Source organism: Bacillus cereus group sp. MYBK222-1 (assembly GCF_051916425.1).
Classification (GTDB): domain Bacteria; phylum Bacillota; class Bacilli; order Bacillales; family Bacillaceae_G; genus Bacillus_A; species Bacillus_A paranthracis.
The window spans coordinates 1,556,010-1,573,000 of record NZ_JBQAGP010000001.1 but is presented as its reverse complement, the minus strand read 5'-3'; the positions used below and the strand labels follow the sequence as shown (position 1 = coordinate 1,573,000).

The following is a 16,991-nucleotide window of genomic DNA, read 5'->3' as shown; positions in this document are numbered from 1 at the left end:
CATAGACGAGTGCTATAATTTTCTATATATACATAAAGAGGTGACTACGCATGAATCAAAGACCGTCAGAAGAAGAATACGCTGGGAGCTCCGGCGAATATATCCGTTTGGTGCCAGACGGTAACATCATCGACATTTTGCTTGCTCAGGAAAAGCAAATGACCGAACTCCTGGCATCGTTGACCGAAAGCCAGGCCGCATATCGGTATGCGGAAGGAAAATGGACACTGAAAGAAGTTGTGGGCCACATTACAGACGCGGAACGCGTCATGACCTACCGCCTGCTCCGGTTCGCAAGAGGGGACCAGACGCCTTTGACCGGTTTCGATCAGGAATTATTCATACCTCCTTTCGGAAGCTGGACAACCGCGCAATTGGCCGAAGACTACCGGGCCGTACGGCAATCAACGATTACATTACTGCGCGGGCTACCAGCGGAGGCGTGGATCCGCAAGGGCACAGCCAACAACCTAAGCATTACGGCGCGCGCCCTCGCGTACAGCATTGCAGGACACGAGCTTCATCACATGGGGGTTATCCGAAACCGGTACTTGAGTTAATCGTCGGCAGAGGCCTTTGGAATGGAACGAACACCACTCATACAACCTTAGATACCGTTCTTATTAGGGTCCCGCCCCACAACCATCAACTTAAGGATTTAGACTATTTTTGAAATAAAAAGCACGTTACTATTCTCCTATGTTAATGAGAAAGGGTAACGTGCTTTTTATGAATATGCACCAAAAACAAGAGTTATATCGATTTTTCTCATTTTGGGGTATTTGTTTTTCTTAGATTGAGGGTGACGGGGCACTACTCTATAATGATCAAATTAAAATTAAAAATAGTTATAGAGACTCCATTTCTCGGAAATGTTGTAACTATTAAGTTGTAAAAAGAACCATAGTTTTTCATTTTTGAAAAGGCTATGGTCTTTTTTAGTTGTAGCAAAGTGATGATGCGAGGAAGTTTTTTTGATAAATCAAAAAAACTTGATTAACAAGTTGCATATAGAACTCATCTACGTATATACTATAAACATCAAAAAAAATTGATGAAGGGAGAGTGAACTACAGTGGCGCAAAATTTCCAGCTCTATGAGAAAAAGTTTAAAGCATTAGCGGATCAGAAACGTCTAGAAATCATGTATGAGCTTTGTCAGAGAGGCCAAACGTGTGTATGTGATTTAACAGAGATTTTTGAAATGACACAATCTAAGTTGTCCTATCATTTAAAGATTTTATTAGACGCAGGTTTAATTGTAAAAGAAACAAAAGGTACGTGGAGTTATTATGATTTAAATGATGCGGAAGTGAATAATTTATTATCAGAAGAATTGTGCTGTATCTTTAGAAAAACAGGCAAAGGTAGCTGCTGTTAAAATTTTGAGTTATTAATCAAAAAAAATTGATTAATGATATGTAAAGAGGAGGAATAAGGTATGAGATATGTTCACGTCGGTATAAACGTTACGAATTTAGAGAAGTCTATTGAATTTTATGAAAAAGTATTTGGTGTATCACCAGTTAAAGTGAAAACGGATTATGCAAAATTTTTATTAGAGACGCCAGGACTTAATTTTACGCTGAACGTACGAGATGAAGTGAAGGGAAATCAGGTAAATCATTTCGGTTTCCAAGTGGATACAGCTGAAGAAATTACATTACATAAAGAAAGATTAGAAAAAGAAGGTTTCTTCGCGCGTGATGAGATGGATACGACTTGTTGCTATGCAGTACAAGATAAGTTTTGGGTAACAGATCCTGATGGGAATGAGTGGGAATTCTTTTATACGAAAGCACATAGTGATGTTCACAAAATTGAAGAGTCATCTTGTTGTACGACTTCTAATGAAGTAGCTAAAAATTCTTGTTGTTAATAGGAGATGGAAAATAAAATGAAACGCTTATCTTTTCTAGACCGCTATTTAACACTATGGATTTTTCTAGCGATGGCGGTTGGGATTGGTTTAGGGTTTGTGTTCCCTAGTGTAGTAGACGGACTGAATACATTACAAGTTGGCACGACGTCTATTCCGCTTGCTGTTGGTTTAATTGTAATGATGTATCCACCATTAGCGAAAGTTCGCTATGAGGAAATGGGACGAGTATTTAAAGATGTAAAAGTGTTAGTTTTATCATTAGTACAAAACTGGATTATTGGTCCGGTACTTATGTTTGTGTTAGCAATTATTTTTCTTCCTGATAAACCAGAATACATGGTTGGTCTCATTATGATTGGGTTAGCACGTTGCATTGCAATGGTCATTGTTTGGAATGATCTAGCTGATGGTGATAAAGAATATGCGGCAGGTTTAGTTGCTTTTAATTCGGTATTCCAAATGTTATTCTTCTCGGTTTATGCATACGTGTTTGTAACCGTAATTCCAGAATGGTTAGGAATTGAAGGTGCTATTGTCGATATTACAATGATAGAAGTAGCAAAATCAGTGTTTATCTATTTGGGAATTCCTTTTATAGCAGGTATGTTGACGCGCTTTGTACTCGTGAAGTTAAAAGGAAGACAGTGGTATGAAAAGGTGTTTATACCTAAGATTAGTCCACTTTCATTGATTGCATTGCTATTTACGATCATTATTATGTTTTCTTTAAAAGGAGAGATGATTGTTAGCGTACCACTAGATGTAGTAAGAATAGCAATTCCATTACTCATTTATTTTATTGTAATGTTTTTTGTTTCTTTCTTTATGGGAAGAAAGATTGGTGCAAACTATCCGGTGACTACAACATTAGCATTTACAGCAGGTAGCAATAATTTCGAGTTAGCGATTGCTGTAGCAGTTGGTGTGTTTGGTATTCATTCAGGCGCAGCATTTGCAGCTGTTATCGGTCCTTTAGTTGAAGTACCTGTCATGATTGCACTTGTAAACGTTGCTTTTTGGTTTAAACGTAAATATTTTAATGATCAATCAGTCTAAATTTAAAAATAAAGGTGGAAAACAACATGGAGAACAAAAAGACAATCTACTTTTTATGTACAGGAAATTCATGCCGAAGCCAAATGGCAGAAGCATGGGGCAAACAATATTTAGGAGATAAGTGGAATGTATATTCTGCAGGAATCGAAGCACATGGAGTAAATCCAAATGCTATTAAAGCAATGAACGAAGTAAATATCGACATAACAAATCAAACATCAGATATAATTGATGCAAACATTTTAAATCGTGCTGATTTAGTCGTTACGCTTTGTAGCCATGCAGATTCTGTTTGTCCATCTACTCCGCCGGATGTGCATCGTGTTTATTGGGGATTTGATGATCCAGCAGGAAAAGAGTGGTCCGAATTTCAACGTGTTCGTGATGAAATTGGTGAACGTATAAAGCGATTTTCTGAAACAGGGGAGTAAAGGAAAGAGTCAATCTTCTAGTGTGAACACGTCCCTGTCAAGTAGACAAGGGGAATAATAAAAACACCCTAAGCGGCTTTAGTTCTATCTTCCATGGGGCTGAGGTCGTTTCATTATTTTTTGAATCGGTCATTAAAAGGAGTGGGTTTAGCCACTCCTTTTTTATGAGTTTTTTAGGAAAGAACATACTAATTAATTTAGGCGTTTCAAAATAAAAAAGTATCTTTTTTCTATTCAATGTATAATGAAAATATGGGATATTTTGTGATTTTAAAACATATGAAAATGATAGATATATTTTAAAGTTACTTGTTTGAAAGATTCGGAAAATTATGTTGGTAGGTGAAGTAATGATAGAAGATATTCAATTGAAGTCCATCAATGAGTTAGTTGAAGATAAACAGTATTTTATTCCTTCGTATCAAAGAGGTTATCGCTGGGGGAAGAATCAAGTTCAAAATTTATTAAATGATTTAGAAGAGTTTATGAAGGAGTTTAATCAAAAAGAAGATATGTTTTATTGTTTACAGCCATTAGTAATCCGAAAATATGAAGATGGTTATGAAGTAATAGACGGTCAACAACGTTTAACAACAATTGCATTAATTCATGCATATTTAGAGGAAGAATCTTTTTCAATTACTTATGCAACAAGACCAGATAGTGCGGAGTTTATTCAAAATATAGCTAAAAATTATAATGAAGACACTTCTATTAAAAATATTGACTATCACTTTTTTAAAGAGGCTTATACAGTTATAAAAGAATGGTTTGAACAAAAGCGCCAAAATGGGCGTACTTTTAAAAGTAAATTTTCTATTATGCTAGGCGAACAAGTGAAAGTAATTTGGTATGAAGTGGGAGAGGATGTTGAAGTACGTGAGGTGTTTAGTCGATTAAATAGTGGAAAGATTGAATTAACGAATTCTGAGTTATTAAAAGCTGCTTTAATTTTGAAAACGTCTTTTTATGAAAGACCAATGATTTCAACACAATGGGATGAAATCGAGCATCGATTACAAAATGAGCGTTTTTGGAGATTTTTAGGCAAGAAGAAAAATTACATAAATCGAATCGAATTTTTATTTGATATTGCGGCGAATCATGCAAGTTCACATAGTCCAGATCCGTATTATACATTTTATAAATTACAAGAAAAGGATATTCAAGCAGTGTGGCGCCAAATTATTGCGGATTTTGCTTTACTTGAAGAATGGTATGAAGATAGGGAATGTTATCATTTGTTAGGTTATCTCACTCAATATAAAAATATCACTGAATATATTAATTTATATAGAAGTAGTAGTATTGATGATAAACAACATTTTAAACTCGTACTAAAACAAAGGATTTCAAAAGAAATTGAATCTATTCATTTAAGGGAACTTGATTATTATCACGATAAAGCAGAAATCCGAAAAGTGTTATTACTGTTTAACATTTTAACTGTTTTAAAGCAAAAGAATGTCGATACGTATTTTCCTTTTGAATATTACTTGGAAAGTAAATGGAGTTTAGAACATATTCATGCTCAAAGTACAGAAGGATTAAATACGAAAGAACAGTGGAGCGTTTGGATAGAAGGAACTATTAACTTGTTAGAAGGATTAGATCGTTATAAAACACTCGTAGAGTATTTAAGAACAGTCTCATTAGAAGAGTTGACGGAAGAGAAATTTAATGGAATTTCTCAAAGGGTAATGGAAGAAACAAAAGGTGAATTTTTAAGTGAAAGCAATGGCTTAGACAATTTAGTATTACTAGATCAAGGAACAAATAGTAGTCTGAGCAATCACTTCTATCCAGTAAAATATAAACGGTTAATAGATTATGATAAATCAGGAGCTTATATTCCTTTAGCGACTCGTAATACATTTATGAAGTATTATAGCGATAAAGTAACGCAATATGAGTTATGGTCGTTTGAAGATGGTGAAGCTTATGTAAGAGCAATTGAATCTGAATTCAGTGATTTGATATTGCAAGCTAAAGGAGTGGTTCAGCTTTGATAATGACATTTGCCCAATTAATTGAAAAATATGGAATAGTAATTCCGATGATACAGAGAGATTATGCGCAAGGACGAACGGATGCTAAAGCCACTTTAGTACGTGAAAATTTAATAGAAAATATGAAAGGAGCTTTACTAGAAGGGAGACCTTTAGATTTTGATTTTATATATGGAACAATTGAAAGAAATAGGGGTTTACTGCCGCTAGATGGTCAACAACGATTAACCACATTATTTTTGCTACATTGGTATTTGAATATGAAAGAAAGTGGTGATATGCAGTCTATATTAGAAAAATTTAGTTATGAAACGAGGGTAACAGCTAAAGATTTTGTATATTATTTAGTTCGCAATTCAATTGAATATGATGATAAACCTTTATCAAAAGTGATTGAATCTCAAAAATGGTATCAATATAAATGGAAGTTTGACCCTACAGTAGAAGGTATGCTTCGAATGCTAGATAAAATTCATGAAGAGTTTTATAAAGTAGAGGATGGGTTATTAGAAGTATTATGTGGAAAAGAATGTCCAATTTTCTTCACATTTAAAGATTTAAATAATATTGGATCAGGTGAAGAATTATATATTAAAATGAATGCCCGCGGCCGAGCTTTAAGCGATTTTGAAAATTTTAGAGCGCAATTTGAACAACTATTAGAAGTACTAGGTTATAACGATAAGGCAAAAGAATTTTCTTTTACATTAGATAAAGAATGGACAGATTTCTTATGGCCTTATTTAGATGATTCGAAAACATTAGATAAACCATTTTTGAGATTATTTAATTTTATTTCTTCAAGCAAAATCTCAAGGATAGGTACAGTTGCGCCTAATACGTTTAGTAAAGATTATACTAATTTTAAAGAATTGAAAACCATTTATAAAGAGGAAGAAAGTGTTACGTTTCTCTTTGACATCTTTACGATATGGAAAGATGCAGAACAGATTGAAAGCGAGTTTTCTTCTATACACGAACAAATTCATTTATTTACAAATGAAAGAAATTACTTTAAAGCTTTGGTGGAAGAGGATAACCTTACATGGCCAGAACGAATTTATTTATATGCGATCATCCAATCGAAAGTTTATAAGAGGGATGATGCAATTGAATTACTAAGAATTGTTCGGAATATAGTCAATCGAATTAGACAAGCAAAAGATGGAAAGTTCACGTCAAACATGCGCTATGATACAATTCCTACTATATTTGATTTCATTGATTATTTAGTGGAATCGGAAAAACCAGTGTATGAAGCAATTTTAGATATTTCGCCAAAAATGTTCTCAAAAATTAGTGATGCTAGTTTAAGACATGAACAAGAAAAAGTTCAATTGATCCTTGAAAGACCAGATTTGAAAGAGTGGTTATATAAGCTAGAGGATAATATATACTTCAAAGGTGCATTAATGGTTGTACTACCAATCTTTAAAAAATATCCTGAAAAATTGTATGATGTGATGCAAGAGTTATTAAGTACAAACCAATCTTTAGTTTCAAGAGCTTTTTTAGCAATTGGAGACTATGCGCATAAAATTGGTTATACAAATCTAGGACCTCGGTATATATTTGGGGGAGATACAGTAAAAGAATATATATGGACGACTTACGATCCAAATTTACAAGTGCATTATGAAAATTTTCTAGAGAAATTAATAACAATTGAAGACGATAGTGTTGAGAACAAATTGAGAAATTTAATTCAAGAACAAAAATGGAATCCAACAAACTGGAAATATTATTTTGTTAAATACCCAACTATATTAACAGGGAAGAGAATGATATTTTCCTATGAGGATGAGGATCAACTGTTAATAGAAAAGTTAAGTGGTGTGAGTTTGCGAGCAGAACATATTAACCCGATATATAAAGTCGTTATAGAGAGTATTCCAGCACTATGTGATTCGCAAAGTAGCAATGTTCGCTTATCGGAAAGGAGTAAACTAGTTACAAAGGATGGATTAGTTTTACAAATTTCTAATGGTAAGTGGCAAACTGATGATGTTGAATTAAACGATAAACTAAACGAAATTCAGCATACGGAAAAGGATTTAGTACAACAAATGGTAAAAGTGATTCATTACTAATCAGGGAGATCAATGATTTTCATTGTTAAATAGAGTACAAGGGAATGGGGAGAGCCAACTCATATGAGTTGGCTCTTTTTTTATGTACTATGAAACTTCAAAATAGAACGGTATGACGGCATTAGAATGTGTAATAAACGTGGATTTAATCACGAAAAAAAACGACTCCATTCACGTTTTTCAGGTTATCTGATGAATAGGTGTATTTTTGTGAAAAAAATGTTTATAAAAAGCCTTGAAATATTCTGAAAATTAAATTATTATTATCCATGTAAACTACTAAGTAATCGTTTACATGGATGAAATAAGGGTTTAAACAAAACTGAAGTAAACGATTTCTTGAAAATTTAGAAAGAGTGATGAAATGGCTAAGTCTACAATTAAAGATGTTGCATTGGAAGCGAATGTGTCTACAGCTACAGTATCTCGTGTGTTAAACGAAAGTGGATTTGTAAGTGACGACATTAAAGATCGTGTTCATTTAGCTGTGAAAAAATTGAATTATCAACCAAATGCGATTGCTAGAAGTTTAAAGCAAGATAAAACATACACGATTGGTGTTGTGATTCCGGATATTACAAACCATTATTACATGACAATTTCAAAGGCGATTGAAGATATTGTACAGCAAAAGGGCTATAACCTTATTTTCTGTAGCAGTCATGAAAATCCTAAAAAAGAGGATAAATTGTTGCAACTATTAGTGGAACAGCGGGTGGATGCGATTGTATTGGCTACTGCTGGAGGGTGTGAAGAAAGAGTAAGAAGTATTCATCAGGCTGGTGTACCAATTGTTTTAGTTGATCGGACTGTTGAGATTGGAGATTCAAAATTAGATTCAGTTGTAGAAAGTAATTTTGAAAGTGCTTATACATTAACGAGCTATCTTTTAAAACAAGGGCATCGATCGATTGGTCTTGTAAATGGATTGTTAAACGTTAGTACAGGTAAAGAGCGCTATGAAGGATTTCAAAAAGCTTTAGAAGAGTTTGGGATTCAAGAAGATGAAAACTATACGTTTAATAGCACTTTCACAAGAGAAGGTGGTATGAAAGCAGTTGATTATTTTCTTAATTTCACTGAGAAACCGTCAGCTATTCTATCTTTGAACAATGAAATGGCATTTGGTGTTCTTCTTGAATTAACGAGGAGAGGCTACTCTGTACCAGAGGACATCGTGATCGCTTCTTTTGGTGATGTGGAAGCCGCACAATTATTACAAGCGCCTGGGATTATATCAGTCGCTCACAAACCATATGAAATGGGAGAAAGGGTAGGCGATATATTACTGAAACGCTTAAATAATGAAGAAGGTCCCTTTCATGAAATATTTACACCAAAGTTATTAATAGATGCACAAAGTGTAAGTAGTTGAAATGTATTTTCGTTAAGATAAAAATCGGAAGGGAGATAGAAATGCTAAAAGGAATACCGAAAATAATTAGTCCAGATTTAATGAAAGTTCTTTTAGAAATGGGGCATGGGGATGAGATTGTTTTAGCGGATGGCAATTTCCCCGCTGCCTCTTGCGGGACGAAGCTCATTCGATGTGAAGGTCATGGGGTTCTTGAAGTATTACAGGCAATTTTGCAATTCTTTCCACTCGATACGTATAGTAATCATTCTGTTTCGTTAATGAAGGTTGTAAAGGGGGATCATGTATCTCCCTCCATTTGGGAAACGTATGATGCGACAATTAAAAAATATGATACTCATTTTGATGGGTTTGAGATGATTGACCGCTTTGCGTTTTATGAGAGGGCAAAGAAGGCGTATGCGATTGTTGCAACGAGTGAAAGTGCTCTCTATGCCAATATGATTTTAAAAAAGGGCGTGGTTACGGATTAACGCATGATGAAACTAATATAGTATTTGAATAAAAAATTGATAGGGTAGTAGGTGATAGGATGAGTGAATTGCTACTGAAAATGGATGGAATTAGTAAAGCGTTCCCTGGAGTGCAAGCGCTTTCTAATGTGCGGTTTGAATTGAAAAAAGGCGAAGTTCACGCACTTTTGGGAGAGAATGGAGCCGGAAAATCTACATTAATGAAAATTTTAACAGGGATTTATCAAAGGGATACTGGAACGATTGCATACGAAGGAAGAGAAATCGAGGTTCCCGATACAAAAGCAGCACAAAGACTTGGAATCAGTATAATCCATCAGGAACTTAATTTAGCTCCGCATTTAACAGTTGCCCAAAATATTTTTATTGGAAGAGAACCTAAAGGGCTATTTAATCTTTTTTTGGATGAAAAAGAACTAAATAACAGAGCAAAAAAACTATTTGAAAGGTTAAACATTCATCTAGACCCAAGAGAATTGGTAGGCAATTTAACAGTTGCGAAACAACAAATGGTAGAAATCTCTAAGGCTCTATCCTTTGATTCAAAAGTATTGATTATGGATGAGCCAACAGCAGCTTTAACGGATACTGAAATCGATGCATTATTTGTGATGATTCGGAAATTACGGGAGGACGGTGTAGGAATTGTTTATATTTCTCACCGTATGGAAGAGCTAAAGAAAATTACGGACCGTGTATCGATTATGCGAGACGGTACATATATAGGAACGATGCATACAAAGGATGCAACGATTGAACAAATTATCTCGATGATGGTTGGAAGGAAAATTGATAACAATCAAAAACCAGAAATGAAAGAGAGATCGAGAGAAAAGGTGTTTGAAGTAAAAAATTTAAAGAGAGGGAACACGATAAAAGATGTAAGTTTTGAACTGTATAAAGGGGAAATCGTTGGCTTTGCTGGATTGATGGGTGCTGGAAGAACAGAAGTAGCCCGTGCCATATTTGGGGCAGACCCACTAGATTCAGGGGAGATTTTTATTAAAGGAAAAAGACAGAATATTAAAAATCCTTCCGATGCAGTGCAACATGGGATTGGATATTTATCTGAGGATCGAAAACAGTTTGGACTTCTAGTTGGGATGGATGTCAAAACAAATATTGCAATGGCATCGATGAAAGATTATGTGAAACCTTTCGGCTGGATGCATGTATCGAAAGTGGATCAACAATCTGAGGAATTAATTAAGAGGTTAAAAATAAAAACACCATCAGGTAATCAATTAGTGAAAAATCTTTCGGGAGGGAATCAGCAAAAAGTTGTTATAGGCAAGTGGTTGACTAGAGATTCAGATATCTTAATCTTTGATGAGCCTACTCGCGGGATTGATATTGGGGCAAAAGACGAAATTTATAAGTTACTACATGATTTAGCACAGCAAGGAAAATCTATTATTCTGATTTCTTCGGAACTTCCTGAAATTTTAAGAATCAGTCACCGTGTCATTGTCATGTGTGAAGGAAAAATAACAGGAGAATTGAAAAATGATGAAAAAGCATCGCAAGAAGCGATTATGACTCTTGCAACAAAACGTATTATGTAATGGATACTAACGGATGATAAAGGAGTGAACAAGAATGGAAATACAAAAGGTAGTCGAACTTCCAGTTGAAGGGAAGATGAGGAAAGGGATGAATACAAATGCTCTTCAGCAGCTTCTAGCATTTGCAAGTTTAATTGTACTTGTTGTCATTTTTTCAATTGCTTCAGCTAATTTTCTGCAATTTGATAATATTATAGGCATCTTTTTATCAACAGCTGTTACAGGCATCCTTGCTTTAGGGGCAACGATGATTATCGTTACAAGTGGAATTGATTTATCCTGTGGAACCGTACTAACCTTGTCTTCGGTTATGACAGGTGTGTTTGCTGTCAACTTAGGTTTACCAGTTTGGGTAGCTGTACTCGGAGGTATTTTAATAGGTGCCGTAGTAGGTTTAATTTCTGGAGCTGCAATTGCAAAATTGAAGATTCCGCCATTTATTGCAACGTTAGCGATGATGATGATCGCGAAAGGATTGGCACTTGTTATTTCGAAAGCCACTCCAATTTATTTCACTTCTATACCAAGCTTTAACAAAATTGCGATGGGTTCTATTATCCCTGGCTTTGCTATTCCGAATGCTGTTTTCATCTTTTTTGGAATGGCTATTTTCGCAAGTTTAATTTTAAATAAAACGATTATCGGAAGGTATACATTTGCACTAGGAAGCAATGAAGAAGCAACTAGGCTTTCAGGAGTGAATGTTGATAAGTGGAAAATCATTATCTACATGCTTGCAGGTGTTTTTACTGGTGTTGCAGGGATCATAATGGCATCTCGTCTAAATTCTGCCCAGCCAGCTTTAGGAGCGGGATATGAATTGGAAGCAATCGCAGCAGTCGTTATCGGAGGAACTTCTTTAAGTGGTGGTAAAGGAACAATTCTTGGTACGGTTATCGGTGCATTGATTATGAGTGTGTTAACAAATGGTCTTCAAATCCTTTCCGTACCGCAAGAGTGGCAAACAGTAGTTGTTGGAGCGGTTATCTTATTGGCAGTTTACGCAGATGTGTTACGAAACAAAAAAGCAAAGAATTAACTGCGATACTGTTTTTAAATAAAACAATATATAGGGGGAGTTTTGGATGAAAAAAGCAAAAAAGGGCATCGTTTTATCATCAATTCTCGCAATCTCAATGTTTATGGGAGCGTGTTCTTCAAATAATGCAAGCACGGGAAGTAAGGATAGTGATGCTCCTGCAAAAGATGATGGCAAGCGCTATGTTGCGATTATTTCAAAAGGTTTCCAGCATCAGTTTTGGCAGGCAGTTAAAAAAGGGGCTGAGCAAGCAGCAGATGAGTATAAGGTGAATATTACATTTGTAGGTCCTGAAACGGAAGCGCAGGTGGATAAACAAGTTGAAATGCTCCGTAGCACACTTGATAAAAAACCAGATGCGATTGGGTTTGCGGCATTAGACTCTAAGGCAGCCCTTCCTTTATTAGAACAAGCAAAAAACAAAAAAATCCCTGTTGTCGCATTTGACTCAGGTGTTGAGGGAGATATACCTGTTGCAACAGCAGCAACAGATAATAAGGCAGCGGCAGCTCTTGCAGCTGAGAAAATGGCTGGATTAATTGGTGAAAAAGGAGAAGTAGCAGTAGTTGCTCACGACCAGACAAGTAAAACAGGTGTTGAACGCCGAGATGGCTTTGTAAATACAATCAAATCAAAGTATCCGAACATCAAACTTGTCGATATTCAATATGGTAGCGGCGATCAATTAAAATCGACTGACGCTGCTAAGGCAATTATGCAAGCGCACCCAAATGTAAAAGGTATTTTCGGAACAAATGAAGGTTCTGCGATAGGGGTAGTAAATGCTGTTAAAGAATTGAACAAAAAGAGTGTAGTAGTAGTTGGCTTTGACTCTGGAAAACTACAAATTGATGCGATTAAGGGCGGAGTAATGGCAGGTGCGATTACGCAAAATCCAATTGGAATTGGTTACGAAACTGTTAAAGCAGCTGTTGAGAACCTAGATGGGAAACAAGTATCCAAAACAATTGACACTGGTTTCTATTGGTACGATAAAAAGAACATTGATGATCCAAAAATTAAGGAAGTTCTATATCAATAAAATCTAAATCGAAACTAGCGGTGCAAATAAGAGAGAAACTGAGGTGCATACTATTGTCGAGTGTAATAAATGATTTGAAATTATATGCAAATAAGATTGTCCAAACGGGTCTTGTAGTAGGAGCAGGTGGAAATTTAAGTATGAGAGACGGAAATATGATGTATATCTCTCCTAGCGGTTTTGATTTGCAAGAGATAGAAGACCACGAGTGGGTACGTGTCAATATTGAAACTGGTGAGATATTGGATGATTTAAAACCATCTTCTGAAATATTAATGCATCTGGAATGTTTTCGTAAACGTCCTGATATAACAGCTGTTTTACATGCTCATCCAAGTTATTCGGTAGGTGTATCATGTACTGGTCATACCATTCCGAGTCTATTCCCAGATTTTCCAGCAATGATCAAAAGCGTATCTTATCTTGAATATATGATTCCGACTACAGAAGTATTGGCTAACGCTGTATCAAATGTGATTGAAGAAAATGATGTAGTCGTAATGAGGAATCATGGCGTACTTACGGTTGGTAAAACAATGAAAGAAGCATATTTTCTCATGCAAATTCTAGAAGAAGCGGCCAAAGTATATACGATTGCATCGACGGTGGGCGTGCCAAGAATTTTGACAGAGGAAGAATGTCACGAATTAAGAAATCTATCTTCTGAGAAATATAGATTACAACTATTAAAAGATGCGGAGTAATTGAAGTGTTTCCGAGGGGTGTGAAGGAATGGAAAAAGTTTGGGCTTTTGATTTAGGTGCATCTAATGGGCGTTTAATGGTAAGTGGATTTGATGGGAAACGCCTTTATCTTGAAGAAGTTCACCGGTTCTCCAATCGCCCTATTTACGCAACTGGTCATTACTATTGGGATATTTTAAGGATCTTCCAAGAAATGAAGAATGGAATAGGGAAAAGTATTCAAAACGGTCATAAGTCGATCGAAAGTTTATCTATCGATACGTGGGGCGTTGATTTCGGACTTCTTTCTGCAACAGGAGAATTGCTTAGCAATCCTTATTCTTATAGAGATCCGCATACAAATGATAGTTTAAAAGAAATTACGGAAGTCATTCCGAGGGATGTTTTGTTCTCTCGAACAGGAGTCACGCCAGCAGCAATTAATACGATTTGCCAGCTTTATACGATAAAAAAGAATAACCCAGATTTGATAGAAAAGGCAAAAACTCTATTATTAACACCAAACTTATTGAGTTATTTATTTTCCGGCGAAAAGGCGAATGAATATACGATTAGTACAACGACATCATTATTTCACATTCATGAGCATAATTGGGATACCGCCCTTATGACTAAGTTAAAGCTACCTAAAGAAATCATGGGAAATATTGTGATGCCAGGAACAACTCTCGGTCCGACACTTTCTTCCATTCATAACGAATTTGGCATGAAGCCTGTTAAAGTTATTGCTGGTGCAGGACATGATACAGCCTGTGCTCTTGCCGCATTGCCTATAAAGTCAGAATATTCTGCTTTTATGAGTTGTGGTACATGGATCTTAATGGGAGTTCAAGTGAAGGATCCGGTCATTAATGAACAGGCTTTGGAATGGGGCTTTACAAATGAAGGAACGGCAGATGGCGAGTTTCGACTACTTAAAAATATTATGGGGTTATGGCTCATGCAAGAATGTAGGGGGACTTGGGCAAAAGAAGGCAAGCTTTTTACTTACGAAGAAGAAGAAACGTTGATTCGAAATACAAAGCCATTTGCACATTTCATAGACCCAGATGATCCTTCTTTCTTCAATCCGGAAAATATGCTAAAACAAATCCGAGATTTCTGTATAAAGAGTGGTCAACAGCCGCCTGAAATGGAAGGGAGTTTCCTCCGCTGTATTTTGGAGAGTCTTTCATTCAAGTACAGATGGGTGTTAGAGAAGCTAGAAGTGTTAACTGGTAAGTCAATAGAAGTCATCCACATGGGCGGCGGTGGTATTCAGAATGATCTTTTTTGTCAATTTACCGCAAATGCGACTAACCGCCCTGTTGTAGCGGGTCCAGTTGAAGCGAGTGCGATTGGAAATTCATTATCGCAATGGATCGCGCTAGGAAAAATAAAGGATTTAAAGGAAGGTAGAGACATTGTTGAAAACTCGTTTCCTGTTAAACATTATCAACCTCAAAATCAATTAGAATGGCAGGAAGCATACGGCCGTTTTCTTGAAATAATCGATAACAATGTAGTAAGAAGGGAGCTTTAAAATGAAAACAGTTCATAATAGATTTTACAATAAATTACCAAAAATCGGAATTAGACCAACAATTGATGGCAGAAGAAATGGTGTACGTGAATCTCTTGAAGATATGACGATGAATCTTGCAAAATCGGTAGCAAATCTACTAACCGAAAACTTGCGCCATTATAATGGCGAGGCAGTAGAATGTGTCATCGCTGATACATGTATTGGCGGTGTGGCGGAAGCGGCCAAAGCGGCTGAAAAATTTGCGATAGAGGGAGTTGGTGTTTCTATTACTGTTACACCATGCTGGTGCTATGGTTCTGAAACGATGGATATGAATCCAGACATTCCAAAAGCAGTATGGGGATTTAATGGAACAGAACGTCCAGGGGCAGTGTATCTTGCAGCTGTCTTAGCTGCCCACAATCAAAAGGGTATTCCGGCTTTCGGCATATACGGGAAAGATGTGCAAGATTTAAGTGATACATCTATTCCTGAAGATGTGCAGGGAAAATTACTTCAATTTGCAAAGTCTGGTCTTGTCGTTGCTACTTTAAAAGGAAAATCGTATCTTTCGATGGGATCTGTATCTATGGGGATTGCCGGTAGTACCGTTAACCCCGAGTTTTTCCAAGATTATTTAGGAATGAGAAATGAATATATTGATATGACCGAATTTGTCAGAAGGATAGATGAAGAGATTTATGATAAGGAAGAATATGAAAGAGCCTTAAACTGGGTGAAGGAGTATTGCCTAGAAGGTCCAGATAATAATGCGGAAGAGATGCAACGATCAAGGGAGCAAAAGAATAAAGACTGGGAAACTAGCGTGAAAATGACGTTAATTGCAAGAGATCTCATGGTTGGAAATCCGAAACTAGAGGAACTTGGTTATGGTGAAGAAGCGCTAGGGCATAACGCGATTTCCGCAGGTTTCCAAGGCCAGCGTCAATGGACGGATCATTTCCCGAATGGTGATTTTATGGAGACGATTTTAAATTCCTCATTTGATTGGAACGGAATTCGCCCGCCATACATTATGGCTACTGAAAATGATAGTTTAAATGGAGTTACGATGCTATTTGGCCATTTATTAACAAATACAGCTCAAGTTTTTGCAGATGTAAGAACGTATTGGAGCCCAGGGGCAGTAGAACGCGTGACAGGACATAAACCTGAAGGATTGGCGGCAAATGGATTTATTCATATGATTAACTCCGGTTCGGCTGCACTTGACGGGACAGGACAACAAACGAAAGATGGAAGGCCTGCTATAAAACCATTTTGGGAAATTACAGAGGAAGAAGCGCAAAAATGTTTGGCAGCTACTTCCTGGCGACCAGCTTCAACAGGATATTTCCGCGGGGGCGGGTTCTCGAGCGATTTCTTAACAAAAGGAAATATGCCTGTAACAGCAGCTCGCCTCAACCTTGTGAAAGGATTAGGACCTGTTTTACAAATTGCAGAAGGCTATACGGTTGAAATACCAGAAGAGGTTCACGACGTATTGGATGGGAGAACAGATCCAACTTGGCCAACAACTTGGTTTGTGCCAAATTTAACGGGAGAAGGTGCCTTTCAAAATGTTTACACAGTAATGAATAATTGGGGTGCTAATCACTGTGTAATAAGCTACGGCCACATTGGCAGTGATTTAATTACTCTTGCTTCCATGCTCCGAATTCCTGTGAATATGCATAACGTCAAAGAAGAGGACATCTTCAGACCGAGTGCATGGGGGATGTTCGGAACAAAAGATCCAGAAGCTGCAGATTACCGTGCCTGCCAAAACTTTGGTCCATTATATCAGTAAGTGAAAAATTC

The 16,991-nt window shown here is 36.5% G+C and carries 15 protein-coding genes; all 15 read left to right on the top strand.

All coding sequences use genetic code 11. The features are described from left to right. Positions 1-50: 50 nt before the first annotated feature. The 15 genes from ACTFR9_RS08105 to ACTFR9_RS08035 all read left to right on the top strand — a co-directional run bounded on the left by ACTFR9_RS08105 (position 51) and on the right by ACTFR9_RS08035 (position 16,980). Positions 51-560, top strand: coding sequence for a DinB family protein (locus ACTFR9_RS08105; protein WP_001076313.1), 510 nt, complete (start codon positions 51-53; stop codon positions 558-560). A gap of 515 nt (positions 561-1,075) precedes the next feature. Then, positions 1,076-1,381, top strand: coding sequence for an arsenical resistance operon transcriptional regulator ArsR (gene arsR / locus ACTFR9_RS08100; RefSeq protein WP_000068188.1), 306 nt, complete (start codon positions 1,076-1,078; stop codon positions 1,379-1,381). Positions 1,382-1,441: 60 nt separating this feature from the next. Continuing rightward, complete coding sequence (locus ACTFR9_RS08095) at positions 1,442-1,879, top strand: ArsI/CadI family heavy metal resistance metalloenzyme (protein ID WP_001271015.1); 438 nt, start codon at positions 1,442-1,444, stop codon at positions 1,877-1,879. 18 nt (positions 1,880-1,897) lie between these two features. Beyond that, positions 1,898-2,938: an ACR3 family arsenite efflux transporter gene (gene arsB, locus ACTFR9_RS08090; protein WP_229136726.1), complete on the top strand. Its 1,041-nt coding sequence runs from the start codon at positions 1,898-1,900 to the stop codon at positions 2,936-2,938. Positions 2,939-2,964: 26 nt separating this feature from the next. Then, positions 2,965-3,369: an arsenate reductase (thioredoxin) gene (arsC, locus tag ACTFR9_RS08085; RefSeq protein WP_163257972.1), complete on the top strand. Its 405-nt coding sequence runs from the start codon at positions 2,965-2,967 to the stop codon at positions 3,367-3,369. Between the two features lie 350 nt (positions 3,370-3,719). After that, positions 3,720-5,378, top strand: a complete 1,659-nt coding sequence (locus ACTFR9_RS08080) for a DUF262 domain-containing protein (RefSeq protein ID WP_000568710.1) — start codon at positions 3,720-3,722, stop codon at positions 5,376-5,378. Between the two features lie 2 nt (positions 5,379-5,380). After that, positions 5,381-7,468 carry a DUF262 domain-containing protein gene (locus ACTFR9_RS08075; RefSeq protein WP_001997769.1) on the top strand — a complete coding sequence of 696 codons (2,088 nt, stop codon included), beginning with the start codon at positions 5,381-5,383 and terminating at the stop codon, positions 7,466-7,468. 364 nt (positions 7,469-7,832) lie between these two features. Continuing rightward, on the top strand, positions 7,833-8,843 hold the full coding sequence (locus tag ACTFR9_RS08070) for a LacI family DNA-binding transcriptional regulator (RefSeq protein WP_001140122.1): 1,011 nt from the start codon (positions 7,833-7,835) through the stop codon (positions 8,841-8,843). Between the two features lie 41 nt (positions 8,844-8,884). Beyond that, on the top strand, positions 8,885-9,316 hold the full coding sequence (fucU, locus tag ACTFR9_RS08065; RefSeq protein ID WP_000911706.1) for an L-fucose mutarotase: 432 nt from the start codon (positions 8,885-8,887) through the stop codon (positions 9,314-9,316). Between the two features lie 59 nt (positions 9,317-9,375). Further along, positions 9,376-10,881, top strand: coding sequence for a sugar ABC transporter ATP-binding protein (locus tag ACTFR9_RS08060; protein ID WP_001292575.1), 1,506 nt, complete (start codon positions 9,376-9,378; stop codon positions 10,879-10,881). 34 nt (positions 10,882-10,915) lie between these two features. Beyond that, positions 10,916-11,920 (top strand): ABC transporter permease, encoded by a 1,005-nt coding sequence (locus ACTFR9_RS08055; RefSeq protein ID WP_000405464.1) that lies wholly within the window; start codon positions 10,916-10,918, stop codon positions 11,918-11,920. Positions 11,921-11,966: 46 nt separating this feature from the next. Further along, complete coding sequence (locus tag ACTFR9_RS08050; protein ID WP_000709392.1) at positions 11,967-12,962, top strand: ABC transporter substrate-binding protein; 996 nt, start codon at positions 11,967-11,969, stop codon at positions 12,960-12,962. Positions 12,963-13,015: 53 nt separating this feature from the next. Further along, positions 13,016-13,666 carry a class II aldolase/adducin family protein gene (locus ACTFR9_RS08045; protein WP_000099999.1) on the top strand — a complete coding sequence of 217 codons (651 nt, stop codon included), beginning with the start codon at positions 13,016-13,018 and terminating at the stop codon, positions 13,664-13,666. A gap of 28 nt (positions 13,667-13,694) precedes the next feature. Continuing rightward, the gene (locus ACTFR9_RS08040; protein ID WP_000416983.1) at positions 13,695-15,188 is read left to right on the top strand and encodes a rhamnulokinase; all 1,494 of its coding nucleotides are present in this window, start codon (positions 13,695-13,697) and stop codon (positions 15,186-15,188) included. A gap of 1 nt (position 15,189) precedes the next feature. Continuing rightward, complete coding sequence (locus tag ACTFR9_RS08035) at positions 15,190-16,980, top strand: L-fucose isomerase (RefSeq protein WP_000859469.1); 1,791 nt, start codon at positions 15,190-15,192, stop codon at positions 16,978-16,980. The last annotated feature ends 11 nt before the right edge of the window (positions 16,981-16,991 follow it).